Raw genomic sequence first — 15,169 nt, 5'->3', positions numbered from 1 at the left:
GACCTCAACACCTAGGCGGAACGTCGGATCGAAGGCGGATCGGAGGCCGCGACGGGTAGCGGGTAGGGCAGGGTGGCGGCGATATCGACCTCCAGCAGGTATGGCCTGTCCGCAGACTGGAGCAGCGGCAGTTCGGCGTCGCCGTTGGTCCAGCGGCGCAGGGTTTCTGGGTCGTGCCACTCCGGTGCCCACCAGCCGGTGCCCAAGCCCGGGTGATCGAGCGGGATCGGCGTTGCCTGGATGGTCAGGCCGCGCAGCAGGACGCCCAGGCGGCGGTCGTCGGCAAGCCAGGGTGTGGTGTCGGACGGGATCGCGGTGCGCGAGCGCAGGCGGACCTGCCGAGCGTCGGTGGGGATGATGAAACTGTGTTTGCCTTGGATGACGGCGATCGGGGCTAGGCGGCGGCCGTCGACGAACAGGTGCAGGGCAGGGTCGTCGGTGGCTGGGGTTGTGTCCGCTCGGGGCCAACCGCTGGCCGCCGCTCGGTCCGCCAAGGCGCGCCACAGCGGCTCGATGCGCGCGGGATCGCCGATGAACGGGGCGCAGGATCGGGTGACGCGGCGGGCCTGGTCGTTGGTCGGGTCGGGGTGCAGCAGCAGCGGTGCGCCGGCGTTCTCGAACATGCCGCGGTTGCCGGTCTCCAGGTAGGATTCGACCGGCAGGGCCTCGGCCAGCAGGATGTCGTGGGTTGCCAGTTCGACATGGTAATAGGTGACCCGGCGGCGGGTTTCGTCGCGCTGGATGCTGGTCCCGTTGACCAGCAGGCGGACGGGCACCAGCGCGCCATCCAGCAGCACGGCGTGTTCGGGGGACAGGTACAGGTCGCGGGCGGGCAGGCCCTCGCCGAAGGCATCGGTGCGGATGACGATCGGCTGGACGCGGCGTGGTTCGGGGTGGCGGGCCAGGTCGAGCGTGCGATGGCCGATCCAGCTTATCGGGCGTGACGCTCCGGACAGGGTGATGATGTGGTCGCCGATGGCGAGGCGTTCCACCGGCACGTCGCCGCGGCCGGTGCGGATCATGGTTCCGGCCACGAAACAGGGTGTTTCGGTGACGGCGCCGGTGGGGCTGACGGCATAAGTGTCGCCGGTGTAGCTGACGCTGGGATCGAGGGTCAGGAAGACGGGCGGATTGCCGGAGCGGTCGATTTCCAACGTGTTGCCGTTGACGATCTCGGCCGTGGTGCCATCGGTGACGCCGGCCAACTGGATGGTGTCGCCGAAGGTGAAGCCGTCGATCTGGCCGGCGAAGGCGGTGGGGTTGGCACCGAGGAGATCGTTGGTGCCGGAGAAGACGATGGTCTCGGTGGATGCGACCGCGCCCGTCACGTTCAGTGTGCTGCCGGTGTCGATCGTGACATCGCCGGTGCCGGTCAGGCTGGCCAGCGTGACGCTGGACGGATCGATGATGAGGGCGCCGTTGTTGATGAACGCGCCGTCGTCCAGAAGGTATGCGCTGGACAGGGCCAGGGTGCCGTCATTGGTCAGGGTGGCGTCGGCGGCCAGCGTGTTGGTGCCGGTCAGGTCCCAGTAGGCGCCGGCGTCCAGCGCCACCTGGCTGAAATCGACGAACTGCGTGCCCAGGCCGGACAGCGTTCCGGCCGAGGCGGCGGACGCCAGCTCGAGCGTGCTGGCTTTGGCGGCGCCGACGGCGTTGCCGCCATTGACCGTGCCGGTAAAGGCGGCGCCGGGATCGACGATCAGCCGGTTGGTGTAGCCGGCGGCGAACGTCACGGCGTTGCCGCCGGTGCCGATGATGACGCCGGCGTTCGTCACGGTCATGCCGCTGTCGTTAGCCTGGATTCCGGTATGGCCGCTGATTGTGCCACCCGAAACGTTGGTGACGTTGCCGCCGTTGAGCAGTTTGATGGCGGTCCCCGACGCGGTATTGGCCACGATGCTGCCGGCGTTGACCACTGTGATCGAGCCGTATTTGGCGTAAACGCCGTAAAATCCGCTGATGGTACCGCCGGCCTGGTTGGTGACGCTGCCGCCCTCGACCAGGTCGATGGCTTTGCCATTCGCCCCATAAGCCGCGATCAGGCCGGCGTTCACGACGGGAACAGCCGAATTGAAGGCGACGATCGCGTCGTAGGCAGCGCTGATGGTGCCGCCGGCCTGGTTGGTGATGCTGCCGCCGGCGGTGAAGTAGATTGCCCTGGCATTGGTGCCGTAGGACGCGATGCGGCCGGCATTCGCCACGGCGACCGCCGTGTCGAGAGCAACGATGGCGCCATAACCGCTGACGGTGCCGCCGGCTTGGTTGGTGACGCTGCCGCCGCCGGTGAAATAAAGCGCCTGGCCGCGATAGTCGTAGGACGTGATGAGACCGGCATTCGACACGGTCATGGGATCGCTGAAGCTGGCAATACCCTGGAGGCCGCCGGTGATCGTCCCCCCGCTCAGGTTGGTGATGCTGCCGCCCCCGAACAGGGCGATGCCCTGGCCGCCAATCTGGCCGCCGGCGATGAGGCCGTAATTGGTTACGGCGATGGCGGTGTCGAAGCTGACGATGGCCTCGACGCCGGCGCTGATCGTGCCGCTGGCCAGGTTGGTGATGGTGCCACCCGCGAAGAGGGCGATCGCCTCATCACCAATGCCGGACGTCGCAATGGTGCCGTCATTGGTGATGGCGACGGCGGTGTTGGCGCTGAAGATCACCTCGGAGCCGTCGCTGCTGATCGTGCCGCCGCTCAGGTTGGTGATTGTGCCGCCTGCGTAGACGTCGAGGGCTTCGCCGATGGTGCCGAATATGGCACCGCTGTTCACCAGGGTCAGGGCGCCGCCGTTGAAAACGCCGGTGGCGCCGGTGATCGTGCCGCCGCTCTGGTTGGTCAGATAGCCGCCGGCGGCGAAGACGACGCCGGTCTGGCTGTATCCGGCGATGCTGCCGCTGTTGATCACGGTCGCCGCGACGTTCTTGGCATAAACCCCGTAGGTTCCGGCGATCGTGCCGCCGCCCTGGTTGATGACGGCGCCGCCGGCGCCGAGGTAAACGCCGATGCCCGCCGCGCTGTTCAGCGGGGTGGTGCTGGCATCGATGGTGCCCGCATTGACCACCGTCACCGCGGCCGTGATGGCGAAAATCGCGTCGTACCCGTCGATGACGCCGCCGCTCTGATTGGTGACGCTGCCGCCGGCGTTCAGTTCGATGCCGTCACCACCGCCGTAGCTGGTGATGAGACCGGCGTTCACCGCGGTCAGCGGCCCGTTGGCATAGACCGCGTCGGCCGGGCCGGTGATGGTGCCGCCGGCCTGGTTGTCGAGCGACCCGCCGGCGAACAGGGCGACGCCGTACAGGTTGTAGCCCGAGATGGAGCCGGCGTTGATCACCGTGAGCGGGACGGATTTGCCGTAAACGCCGTTGCTGCCGGTGATGGTGCCGCCGGCCTGATTGGTGACGGCGCCGCCGTCTTCGATGACGACGCCGGTGCCTTTCGAACCGACCGCCGTGACGGTGCCGGCGTTGACGACGGTCGCGGCGGCGTAGTTGGAGATGATGCCGTCGAAGCCGGTGATGACGCCGCCGGCCTGGTTGGTGACGTAACCGCCGCCGTTGAGGACGACGCCGTAGCTTGTCCCGCCAACACCGCTGATGGTGCCGGCATTGATGACCAGCAGGCTGCCGGGTTTGCCGCCGTAGACCCCGTCGTAGCCGGTGATCGTGCCGGTCGCCGCGTTGCTGACGGCGCCGCCGCCAACGAGTTCGACGCCGCCCGCGTAGTGGTCGGCTGTACCGCCGGTGATGCTGCCGGCGTTGATGACCGTTACGGTGTGTTTTTCACCGCCGTAGACGCCATCATAGCCGGTGATATAGCCACCGGTCTGGTTGGTGACGATGCCGCCGTCGAGCAGGGCGATGCCGCCCTGCAACGCACCTTCCGCACCGCCCAGGATGCTGCCGGCGTTGACCACGGTGGTGCGGCCGCCGCCGTAGACTCCGACAGCCCCGCTGATGGTGCCGGTGGCCTGATTGACGACGGTGCCGCCCGACAGCAGGCCGATGGCGCCGTCGTAGCCGGCGATCGTGCCGGCATTGACCACCGTGAGGGTACGTTGCGATCCGATCGCTCGGGAGCCCTCGATGATGCCGCCGGCCTGGTTGGTGACGACGCCGGTCATGGCGAGATTGATGGCGTAATAGTTCCCCGCGATCGTGCCGGCATTCACGATGGTCGCTGTGAGCGTGTGGGATTGTGCGCTGTAGATCGCGTTGGCACCGGTGATGGTGCCGCCGGCCTGGTTGGTGATGGTGCCGCCGCCACCGAGGTAGATGCCCGTTGCGCGAGAGTAGGTCTGGCTCGCGTAGATGGTCCCGGCATTCACCACGGTGACCGGGCCCTCGCCGTCGATCGCGGTGGCGTAGCCGGTGATGATGCCGTTGGTCTGGTTGGTGACGACGCCGCCTGCATTCAGGGCGACACCTTCCTCGGAACCGGCGATCGTGCCGTCGTTGACGACGGTCGTGGCCCCGTAGAGGGAGATGACGCCGGCGGCTCCGCTGATGGTGCCGCCGATTGCGTTGGTGACGGCACCGCCGCCGGCGAGGAAAACGCCCACGGAATAGCTGGCCTCGACGACGCCGTAATTCACCACGGTCACGGCGACCGTGCCGGCCTCGATGCCCACGTAGCCGGCGATCACACCGCTGGCCTGGTTGACGACGGTGCCACCGGCCAGAATTTCTATGCCACCGCCGGAGACCCCGACGATGCTGCCGCTGTTGTTTACATACAGCGGGCCGCCGTAGCCGCCGTCAACTCCGCTGCCGCCGGTGATGGTGCCGCCGGCCTGGTTGACGACGGTGCCGCCCGCGGCCAGGTCGACGCCGGTGTACAGCGGGGACGCCGTGGCGGCGGATATGACACCGGCATTCAGCACGTAGAGCGGCGCGGTGCCGTAAACCCCGTTATAGCCGGTGATGGTGCCGCCGGCCTGATTGGTGACGTCGCCGCCATCGACCGCCTGGACACCGCCTCGATCCATGCCGGTCGAGGCGACGACGCCGTAGTTCACCACGGTGACGGGGCCGCCGGTGTAGATCGCGGTGAAGCCGGAAACCGTGCCGCCATATTGGTTGGTGATGGTGCCGCCAGCCTGGAGTTCGATGCCTTTTCCGTAGGTCCCGATCCCGGCGATGCTGCCGGCATTGACCATAGTGGCTGGATCGGAGCCGGCAAAGATTCCGGCGTAGCCGGCGATATAGCCGCCGGCCTGATTGGTGATGACGCCGCCGGCGGTGAGTTGGATGCCGTAATGGACGGATCCGGTGATGTCGCCGGCATTGACCACGGCGACCGGGGCGGTGGCGTAGACGCCGTCGCTGCCGCTGATGGTGCCGCTCGCCGCGTTGGTGACGGTGCCGCCGGCATAGAATGCGACGCCGTCGCCGCCCGAACCGATGGCGGTGATGCTGCCGTAATTGACGACCGTTGCCGGGGCGTTATCGGCCTGGATGCCGGAATAGCCGGTGATCGCGCCGCTGGTCTGGTTGAGGACGTAGCCGCCGGCTTGCAGATCGACAGCGGTCTGGCTGGCGCCGGTCGAAGCGATGTAACCGGCGTTGATCAGGGTGCTTTGCGCCTCGGCGTCGATCGCGTCGGAGCCGGTGATCGTTCCGCCCGTCTGATTGGTGACGCTGCCACCGTTCTCGAGGTAGATGCCGTCGCCCGAGCCGTTGCTGCCGATGCTGCCGGCGTTGATCACGGTCGTGGCGCCGGTTCCGACGATGCCGTTGTTGCCGGTGATGATGCCGCCGGCTTCGTTGGTGACGCTGCCGCCGCCACCGGCGAGGAAACTGATTCCGCCGCCGGAGGTACCGGTGATGGTCCCGGCGTTCACCACGTTCAGGTAGGCAGCGGAGTCGACGCCGAAATAGCCGGTGATGACCCCGCTGGCCTGGTTGGTGAGGCTGCCGCCGGCGCCCATGTCGATGCCGGTGCTCATGATCCCGGTGATGTCGCCGTAGTTCACGACCGTCGCGGAGACTCCGCTGGTGGCGATCCCATTGCTGCCGGTGATGGTGCCGCCGGCCAGGTTGATGATGGTGCCGCCATCGCCCAAGTACACGCCTTCGCCGTAGTAGGTCTCTTCTATGGGAAAGTAGGCCGCGGCGATGGTGCCTGCGTTGATCACGGTCAGGGCGCCGTGGTGGCCGCCGTAGACTCCCTGGTATCCGACGATCACGCCGCCGGCCTGGTTGGTGACGCTGCCGCCGTCGAGCAGGGAGACGCCGGCGTTGGAAAATACTGAGATGGCGAAGGGGATATAGGTGGCGATGACGCCTGCGTTGACCACGGCGACGGCGGCGGCTGACCCGCTGTAGACCCCGGTATAGCCGCTGATGATGCCGCCGGCCTGGTTGGTGACGCTGCCACCGTTCTCCAGGTAGATGCCGTCGCCCGAGCCGTTGCTGCCGATGCTGCCGGCGTTGAACACGGTCGTGGCGCCGGTTCCGACGATGCCGTTGTTGCCGGTGATGATGCCGCCGGCTTCGTTGGTGACGCTGCCGCCGCCGCCGTTTAAGAAACTGATACCGCCGGCGGCGGTACCGGTGATGGTCCCGGCGTTCACCACGGCCAGGTAGGCGACGGAGTCGACGCCGAAAGCGCCGGTGATGGCTCCGCTGACCTGGTTGGTGAGGCTGCCGCCGTCGCCCATGTCGATGCCGGTGCTCATGACTCCGGTGATGTCGCCGTAGTTCACGACCGTCGCGGGGACTCCGCTGCTGGCGATCCCGATGGCACCGGTGATGGTCCCACCGGTCTGGTTGATGACGGTACCGCCGTGGCCCAGATACACGCCGTTGCCGTAGTAGGTCTCTTCTATGGGAAAGTAGGCCGCGGCGATGGTGCCGGCGTTGACCACGGTCAGGGCACCGTCGTGGCCGCCGTAGATCCCCTGGTAGCCGAGGATCACGCCGCCGGCCTGGTTGGTGACGCTGCCGCCGTCGAGCAGGGAGACACCGGCGTTGGAAAATACTGAGGTGGCGAAGGGGATGTAGGTGGCGATGACGCCGGCATTGACGACGGCGGCGGCCGCGGCTGCTCCGCCATGGATGCCGGTGTAGCCGGTGATGGTGCCGCCGGCCTGGTTGGTGACGCTGCCGCCGGCGAACAGGGAAATGCCGGCGCCGTTGGACGCATAGATGCTGCCGGCGTTGATGACGGTCAGGGCGGCGTGTTCGGTGGCGATCCCGCCCTGGCTGCCGCCGATCGTGGCGCTCGTCTGGTTGGTGACCGTGCCGCCCCCAAGCAGGTAGATGCCGTAGGACGACGGCGCCTGGATCGTCCCCTGGTTCAGGACCTGCCAGTTGCCACTGTACTGAACATTCAGGCCCTGTTGCAGCAGGCCCGTGGACGTGATGGTCGTGGGATCATACGAGGCCGACGAAAGCGTGACGCCCGAACTGTAGGTGGTCGCGATCGTCTTGCTCATCAGTCGGTCCTTCAGGCTTGTTGCGTACCGGGATGGCGGCGCACCGTGGGTGCCCCGTTTCCAGGGAGCGTGGTCAAGGTGTGCCAGCAAGATGGCGCGCAACGATCCGGTTCGGAGCCGTCATGGCTCCGGCGGTAATTCGCCTGTATGTCTCATCCGACGCTCAGCACATTGCCAAATGTGACGAAGAACGTTTGAAAATACAAACTGATTCGGAAGAGTTATTTATTTGACGTGAGTCAATCCGGTTACGTAGCAGGTTGCGGAGGGTTGGGGCGCCTGGCCTATGCCGCGGCCTGTCCGCCGGCGAAGGCAAAAGACGGGTACCGGGTCGTGCCGCCGAGGTGCAGCACAAGTTCCACCGCCCCATCGAAGCCCTCCAACAACGCCGCCGGCAGGCCGGCGTCGCCGTCGGTCCAGCGCAGGTTGTTGTCAGCCTCGAACGCGTGGAAGCCGTCCGTCAGGCGTGGATCGTGGGCATCGATCGTCCGGACCCGAGCGCCCTGGCGCAGCATCACGCGCCGCAAGGCGATGCCGAGGCACCGCGGATCGCGTGCGAAGCCCAGTTCCTGCGGCGCGCCGGCTTGGGAGACGATGCGCACGGCGGCACGCGTGTCCGGAAGCGAGAAGACGTGGGCACCGTCCGCACGCAGCGTGGCGTCCAGGCGCCTGCCGTCCACCAGCAAATGCAGGTCCGGATCGTCCGTCAGCGTCACGCCGGTTCGCGCGCCGCTGCGATCGAGCAACCGCCGCCAGATCGCATCCACCGCCGGGCCGCCGGTCAGCACCGGCGCGCAGGCTGGCATCGACGGCTGGTCCCAGCCGGCGTTGGCGTTCCGGAACAGCCACCGGTTGCCGTCGTCGCGGTAACTCTCGGCCGGACTGCCGTTCGCCAGCAATACGTCATGGGCGTCGAGTTCGATGTGGTAGAATTCGACCTCGCGCTTGTGGTCGTCCCACTGGATCGACCGGTGGTTGACCAGGAACTCCGCCGGGATCAGCACGCCGTCGACGAACAGCGAATGGCCCTTGGTGATGCGCAGGTCGTAGTACGGCACGTTGTCGGCGAGGGCGCTCTTGCGGACGACGATCGGCGTGGCGGCGGATCGGCGGCCGGGGCTGACCACCACGCGCCCCGTGCCGATCCATGTGATCGGGCGGGACGTCCCGGACAAGGTCAGGACCCGGTCGCCCACGGCCAGGTCCTGCACCATCGTCTCCCCGCGTTCGGTGCGGATGCGCGTGTCGCGCAGGAAACAGGGGATCTCCGTGGTGATGGCGCCGCCGCCGCTGATGGCAAATTGGTCGCCGGTATAGTTGGTCCCGGGATCGAGTGTCAGGTAGACGGATGGATTGTCGGTGCGTTGGATCGCCAGCGTGTTGCCGTTGACGATCCGGGGCGAAAATCCATCGGTCACACCCGTCAGGTCGATCGTGTCGCCGGGGATGAATCCGTTGATCTGGCCGGCAAACGCTGTCGGGCTGACATCCAGCAGGTTGTTCGTGCCGGAAAAGACAATCGTTTCGCCGTTGGTCACTGCACCCGTAACGTCCAGCGTGCTGCCGCTGTCGATCGTGACGTATCCCGATCCGGTCAGGCTGCCGAACGTCACGCTCGACGGATCGATGACGATGGCGCCGTTGTTGATGACGACGCCGTTATCGGCAAAGCTTGAGTCGGCCAGGGCCAGGGTGCCGGCATTGGTCAGCGTCGTGCCGGCGGTCAGCGTTTCGTTGCCGCCGACGATCCAATAAGCCCCGGCGTCGATCGATACTTGACCGAAATCGACAAACTGCGTGCCCAGGCCGGACAATGTCCCGGTCGAGGCGCCCGATGCCAGTTCCAACGTGCTGACCGCGGTGGCGCCGATCGTGTTGCCGCCATTGACCATGCCGTGGAACACCGCACCCGGGTCGATCGTCAGCAGGTTGGTGTAACCGGCGCCGAAGGCGACGGCAGTGCCGCCGGTGCCGACAATGCTGCCGGCGTTCGCCACCGTCGCGCCGGCGAACTGGCTGTCGATACCCACCGAACCGGTGATCGTGCCGTCGGCCTGGTTTGTGACGCTGCCGCCACCGGTCAGGTAGATCGCCTCGGCCGAACTGCCGTAAGCCGCGATAACCCCGTTATTCGCCACGGCAACGGCGGCGTGGTAGGCCGAGACCCCCTCGGCCTGTCCGCTGATCGTCCCGTCGGCTTGGTTGGTGACGCCGCCGCCGCCGCCAAGCAGGATGCCGGCCCCGAACGTGCCGTATCCGGTGATGAAGCCCGCATTGGTCACCGTCGTCAGCCCGCCGGACGCGAAGATCGCCTCGTATTTGCCGTGGATGGCGCCGCCGGCCTGATTGGTGACGCTGCCGCCTACTTTGAGGTTGATACCCTCATCGCTGGAGCCATTTCCCTGGATGACGCCGTAGTTGCTCACGGCCAGGGCCGTGTTATAGGCGATGATCCCCGCGAACCCGCCGCTGATGGTGCCGCCGGCCTGGTTGGTGACGCTGCCGCCGCCGTCGAGATTGAGGCCCTCACTGGCCCCGTCGATGAGCCCGCCATTCACCATGGTGAAGACGGCGCCCGCATGGACGGCTTCGCTGGCGCCGGTGATCGTGCCACCGCTCTGGTTGGCCAGGTAGCCCCCCGAGAAAAAGGCCACGCCGAATTCGTTGAACCCGTAGATCGAGCCGGTGTTGATCACGGTCAGCGCGACGGCCTCGCCGTTGATCCCGCTGCCGCCGATGATCGTCCCGCCGGCTTGGTTAATGACGGTGCCGCCGGCCGTGATGACGACGCCGGGACCGTCGAGACCACTGCCGATGATACTGCCCGCATTGATCACCGTGGCGGCGGCTGTGCTGGCGGAGACCCCGTCGTACCCGGTGATGACACCGCCGGCCAGGTTGGTGACACTGCCGCCCGCCAGCAGGTAGATGCCGCCGCCCGTGCGGCCGGTGACATCGCCGGCATTGACCACGGTCAGGGCGCCGTCTTTGGCCGAGATACCAGCGGAGTTGCCGCCGATATACCCGCCGGCCTGATTGGTGACCGTTCCGCCGTCGAGCAGGTAGACGCCGTATCCCGCCGTCCCCCCCTGGATGGTGCCGTAATTCGCCACCTGCCAGGGGCCGTCATAGGTCACCCGAAGGCCCTGTTCCAGGTAGCCTGTCGAAGTGATGGTCGTGGGGCTATCCGAAGCCGACGAAAGCGTGACGCCCGAACCGTAGGTTGCCGTTAACGTCTTGCTCATCGGTCGATCCTTCAGGCGAGAGCGTGATGACCGGAGGCGGAATCGCCGCAGGTCTGAATCACGTGATCAAACAAAAAAGTTAAAGCTGGATGGCTGCGCACAGGCGAAGTCATCTTGCTCCGGTCGCATGCCCGCCGGGTGACGGGACGTGGCAGGCGCCCTGTTTCCACGGGCGGTGGTCGAAGTGTGCGGGTGAAGCCGTTCGGAGCGACCCGGTCCGAAGCCGTCGCGGCCCCGCCGATCATTCGTCCCTGCGTTCCACCGGATGTTCGGCATCTGAGGTCATGTGGCAAAAATATCTCGAAGGCAACTCGATTCGGGCAGGCTTTGTTTGATGCAAATCAATTCGATTGCGCAGCGGTTACCCATTGCGTAGCAGCCGCCTGGTTACGTAATGGTTGCGTGGCAACGCGCCGGGCGCGGGCCGCCAGGTTCATGCCGCGGTACGTTGGCCGGCAACGGCAAAGACGGGGTATCGGGTCGACCCGTCGAGGTGCAGCACCAGCTCCACCGGGCCGTCGAATCCTTCGCGCAATTCCGCCGTCACGGTGGCATCGCCGTCAGTCCAGCGGACGCCGGTCTCGGCCTCGAAGGCATGGAAACCGTCGATAAGCTGAAGGTCAGGGACCTCGATCGTCCGGAACCGGCTTCCCTGGCGCAAAGTGATTCGCGTCGGGGCGACGCCGAGGCAACGCGGATCGCGTCCCTGGCCTGGTTCCGGCGGCGCGGCCGGGCGATCACGATTCATTCACCGAAGGTCCTGGCCCGCCCCCCGCACAGACCAGCCCCGCCGCGCTCGGCCGCGTCATCCGGTTGCCCCCGCGGCGGCAGAGCATTAGAACCCGCTGCTTACTCCTTAGAATCCGCCGGGAACACGTCATGCCGCTCACCGCCGACCGCCTCGACCGCATCCAGCCCAGCCTGACCATCGCGATTTCCACGGTGGCACGCGGCATGATCGCCGAGGGCAAGAACGTCATCAGCCTGTCGCAGGGCGAACCGGACTTCGATACCCCCCGCAACATCAAGGACGCGGCGATCCGGGCGCTGGAGAACGGCGAGACGAAATATACCGACGTGGCCGGCACCCAGGCGCTGCGCAAAGCGGTGGCGCTGAAGTTCGCCCGCGACAGCGGCATCGACTACAAGCCGGAGGAAATCATCATCTCCACCGGTGCCAAGCAGGTGCTGTTCAACGCCATGCTGAGCACACTGAACGCCGGCGATGAGGTCATCATCCCCAGCCCGTGCTGGGTCAGCTATCCCGACATCGTCACCCTGGCGGACGGCAAGCCGGTGCTGGTGCCATGCGGCCAGAACAACGGCTTCAAGCTGCGCGCCGAGGACCTGGAAGCGGCGATTACCCCGAAGACCCGCTGGTTCATGCTGAACAACCCCTGCAACCCGACCGGCGCCGCCTACAGCGCGGAGGAGCTGAGGTCGATCTGTGACGTGCTGATGCGCCATCCGCATGTCTGGGTGCTGACCGACGATATCTACGACAAGCTGGCGTACAACGGCTTCAAGCCGGGAACCATCGTCGCGGTGGAACCTCGCCTCAAGGACCGCACGCTGACGGTGCATGGCGTATCCAAGTCCTACGCCATGACCGGCTGGCGCATCGGCTTCGCCGGCGGCCCCGTCGCACTGATCAAGGCGATGGACAAATTGCAGAGCCAGTCCACATCCAACCCCAACTCCATCGCCCAGGCCGCCGCCGTCGAGGCATTGACCGGCCAGCAGGACACGGTGGAGGAAATGCGGAAGGTGTTCGAGCAGCGCCGCGACATGGTGGTGGAGATGCTGAACAAGGCCCCCGGCCTGAATTGCAGTACACCGGATGGCGCCTTCTATGTGTATCCGTCGATCCACGGCTGCATCGGCAAGACCAGCAAGGGCGGCGTGCTGATCAAGGACGACGAAACCTTCGCCCTGACGCTGCTGTCTGAGGAAGGGGTCGCCACCGTGCATGGTGCGGCCTTCTGCTACCCCGGCTACATCCGCATCAGCTATGCCAATGCGACCTCGGAACTGACCGAGGCCTGCACCCGTATTCAACGTTTCTGCGAAGGTCTGCACTGATGCCTGGTTTTTCTTCGCGGCTTGGCCGGGTCGCCTTGGCGGCCAGCGTGCAGATGACGATCAAGGCGCGCGAGCTGAAAGCCGCCGGCAAGCCGGTCGTGACCCTGACCACCGGCGAGCCCAACTTCGACAGCCCGCCGCACGCCATCGAGGCCGCGCACCAGGCGGCGCTGAAGGGCGACACCAAATACCCGCCGCAGGACGGCACCCGCGTGCTGAAGCAGGCGATCCAGCGGAAATTCAAGCGCGATTCCGGGCTGGATTATGCGCTGGACGAAATCGCCGTCTCCAACGGCGGCAAGCAATGCCTGTTCAACGCCATCATGGCCACCGTGGACCCGGGTGACGAGGTCATCATCCCGGTGCCGTCGTGGATCGCCTACGCGCAGATGACCCAACTGTGCGAAGGCGTGCCGGTCCTGGTGAACTGCCCGCAGAACAACGGCTTCAAGCCCCGCGCCGAGGATATCGACGCGGCGATCACCCCGAAGACCAAATGGCTGGTGCTGAACAACCCCAACAACCCGACCGGCGCCTGCTGTTCGGCCGCCGAAATCGCCGAAATCGCCGTCGTGATGCGCAAGCACCCGCATGTCTGGATCCTGTCCGACGACATGTATGAGCATCTGGTGTTCGACGGCTTCCAGCACGCCACCTTCGCCCAGGTCGCACCGGACCTGAAGGACCGCACGCTGACGGTGTCGGGGGTTTCCAAGACCTATGCGATGACCGGCTGGCGGATCGGTTTCGCCGGCGGCCCCAAGCCCCTGATCAAGGCGATGACCGTGATGCAGGGCCAGGCCACCGCCGGCACCTCCACCGTCGGGCAGGCCGCCGCGGCCGCGGCGCTGGACGGCCCGCAAGATGGCGTCGACGTCCAGATCGAGGCCTACAAGCGCCGCCGCGACGTGGCCGTCGCAATGCTGAACGCGGCCAAGGGCATCAGTTGCCACAAGCCCGAGGGCGCCTTCTACGTCTTCCCCAACGTCGCCGGCTGCCTGGGCAAGACCACCACCGGCGGGCGCGTGCTGCACAACGATGAGGACGTGTGCCTCGCCCTCCTGGAGGAACACTACGTCGCCACCGTCCACGGCGCCGCCTATCACATGAGCCCGTTCCTGCGCATCAGCACCGCCACCGCGGACGACGAACTGCTGGAAGGCCTGAAGCGCATCCAGACATTCTGCGAGGGGTTGCGGTAGGCGAAACGACATGGCTGGGCATCCATCGTCATGGCCCAGCGTGGAATGTATCCGTCATGGCCGGGCGCGTCCCGGCCATCCGCGCTTCGTCCGCCGGTGCGAAGATGGCCGGAACGCGTCCGGCCATGACGGTGAGAGTGCGCCGGTCGACACTCACCGCGACCGGCCATGAATCTCGACTGGCTGATCCGCTCTGGCCGCGACGCCGATGGCCCTGCTGTCATCGCACTGATCTGGGCATGCTGGTCGGCCTACCCGGGCGTCAAGATGGACGTGGATCTGGAGATGCCGGAGCTGCACGCCCTGGCCAGCTATTACGCCGGCCACGGCGGCGCGCTGTGGATCGCCGAGGCCGGCGGGTCGGTTGTTGGCATGATCGCCGTGCGTCCTGCCGGCGATGCGGCGTGGGAAGTCTGCCGCGTCTATGTCGACCCCGCACGACACGGCTCAGGGCTGGGCCATGCGCTGCTCGACCTTGCCGAACGCCATGCCATCGCGGCGGGTTCGGAACGGCTGGTGTTGTGGAGCGATACCCGGTTCGACCGCGCACATCGGTTTTACGAAAAGCGGGGCTATGTCCGGTCGGGTCCGCTGCGGGTGCTGGAGGACATCTCCAACTCGCTGGAGTTCGGCTACGCCAAGCCGGTGAACGGCGTGCAGGCGCTGGATATCGCGGCCGCGACTTCGGCTGAGGCCCGGCTGGCCGATATCCTGATCGCATGCGTCGCGGCGGGGGCGTCGGTGTCGTTCCTGCCGCCGCTGTCGCGGGACAAGGCGACCGCGTTCTGGCATCGGATGGCGAGCGACGTCGGCGCCGGTAAGCGCGTACTGCTGGCCGCATGGCACGACGGTGTGATGGTGGGGACCGGGATGCTCGACCTGGGGACGCCGGAGAACCAGCCGCATCGGGCGGAAGTGCAGAAGATCCTGGTCCATCCGGATGCGCGCCGCGGCGGTCTCGGGCGCCAAATCATGCGAGCGCTGGAACAGGCGGCGGTGGCGGCGGGCCGGTCCTTGCTGACGCTGGACACCCGCGCGGGTGAGGCCGGCGAGGCGCTGTACCGGGCCGAGGGCTGGCGGGAAGGCGGACGACTGCCGGGGTATGCGCTGAGCGCGGACGGTTCGGCGCACGATACGGTGTTGTTCTGGAAGCGGGTCGGGGCAGGGTAGGGGCACCCGACCTGTCTGAGCGTCGCGCCGTGCT

General features: G+C 66.7%; 6 protein-coding genes. 3 read left to right on the top strand and 3 right to left on the bottom strand.

The window, feature by feature from the left end; translation table 11 throughout:
• Positions 1 to 11: 11 nt before the first annotated feature.
• From GSQ89_RS22340 to GSQ89_RS22330, 3 genes are all read right to left on the bottom strand, one after another.
• Positions 12 to 7,436 (bottom strand): Hint domain-containing protein, encoded by a 7,425-nt coding sequence (locus GSQ89_RS22340; RefSeq protein WP_158929386.1) that lies wholly within the window; start codon positions 7,434 to 7,436, stop codon positions 12 to 14.
• 284 nt (positions 7,437 to 7,720) lie between these two features.
• Complete coding sequence (locus GSQ89_RS22335) at positions 7,721 to 10,681, bottom strand: Hint domain-containing protein (protein WP_158929384.1); 2,961 nt, start codon at positions 10,679 to 10,681, stop codon at positions 7,721 to 7,723.
• 433 nt (positions 10,682 to 11,114) lie between these two features.
• Entirely contained in the window at positions 11,115 to 11,429 is a 315-nt protein-coding gene (locus tag GSQ89_RS22330) for a hypothetical protein (protein WP_158929382.1), read from the bottom strand.
• Between the two features lie 131 nt (positions 11,430 to 11,560).
• Here GSQ89_RS22330 and GSQ89_RS22325 point away from each other — a divergent pair, with 131 nt between their 5' ends.
• The 3 genes from GSQ89_RS22325 (at position 11,561) to GSQ89_RS22315 (ending at position 15,135) form a co-directional block, all read left to right on the top strand.
• Positions 11,561 to 12,763, top strand: coding sequence for a pyridoxal phosphate-dependent aminotransferase (locus GSQ89_RS22325; protein WP_158929380.1), 1,203 nt, complete (start codon positions 11,561 to 11,563; stop codon positions 12,761 to 12,763).
• A complete protein-coding gene (locus tag GSQ89_RS22320) occupies positions 12,763 to 13,965 on the top strand; it encodes a pyridoxal phosphate-dependent aminotransferase (RefSeq protein ID WP_158929378.1) in 1,203 nt (400 codons plus the stop codon). Before GSQ89_RS22325 ends, GSQ89_RS22320 begins: the two co-directional genes overlap by 1 nt.
• 168 nt (positions 13,966 to 14,133) lie before the next feature.
• On the top strand, positions 14,134 to 15,135 hold the full coding sequence (locus GSQ89_RS22315) for a GNAT family N-acetyltransferase (protein ID WP_158929376.1): 1,002 nt from the start codon (positions 14,134 to 14,136) through the stop codon (positions 15,133 to 15,135).
• Positions 15,136 to 15,169 lie beyond the last annotated feature (34 nt).

The organism is Acidisphaera sp. S103 (assembly GCF_009765975.1).
Taxonomy (GTDB): Bacteria; Pseudomonadota; Alphaproteobacteria; order Acetobacterales; family Acetobacteraceae; genus Rhodopila.
Note: the sequence above shows the minus strand (reverse complement) of the source record. Positions and strands in the feature narration are given on the sequence as shown.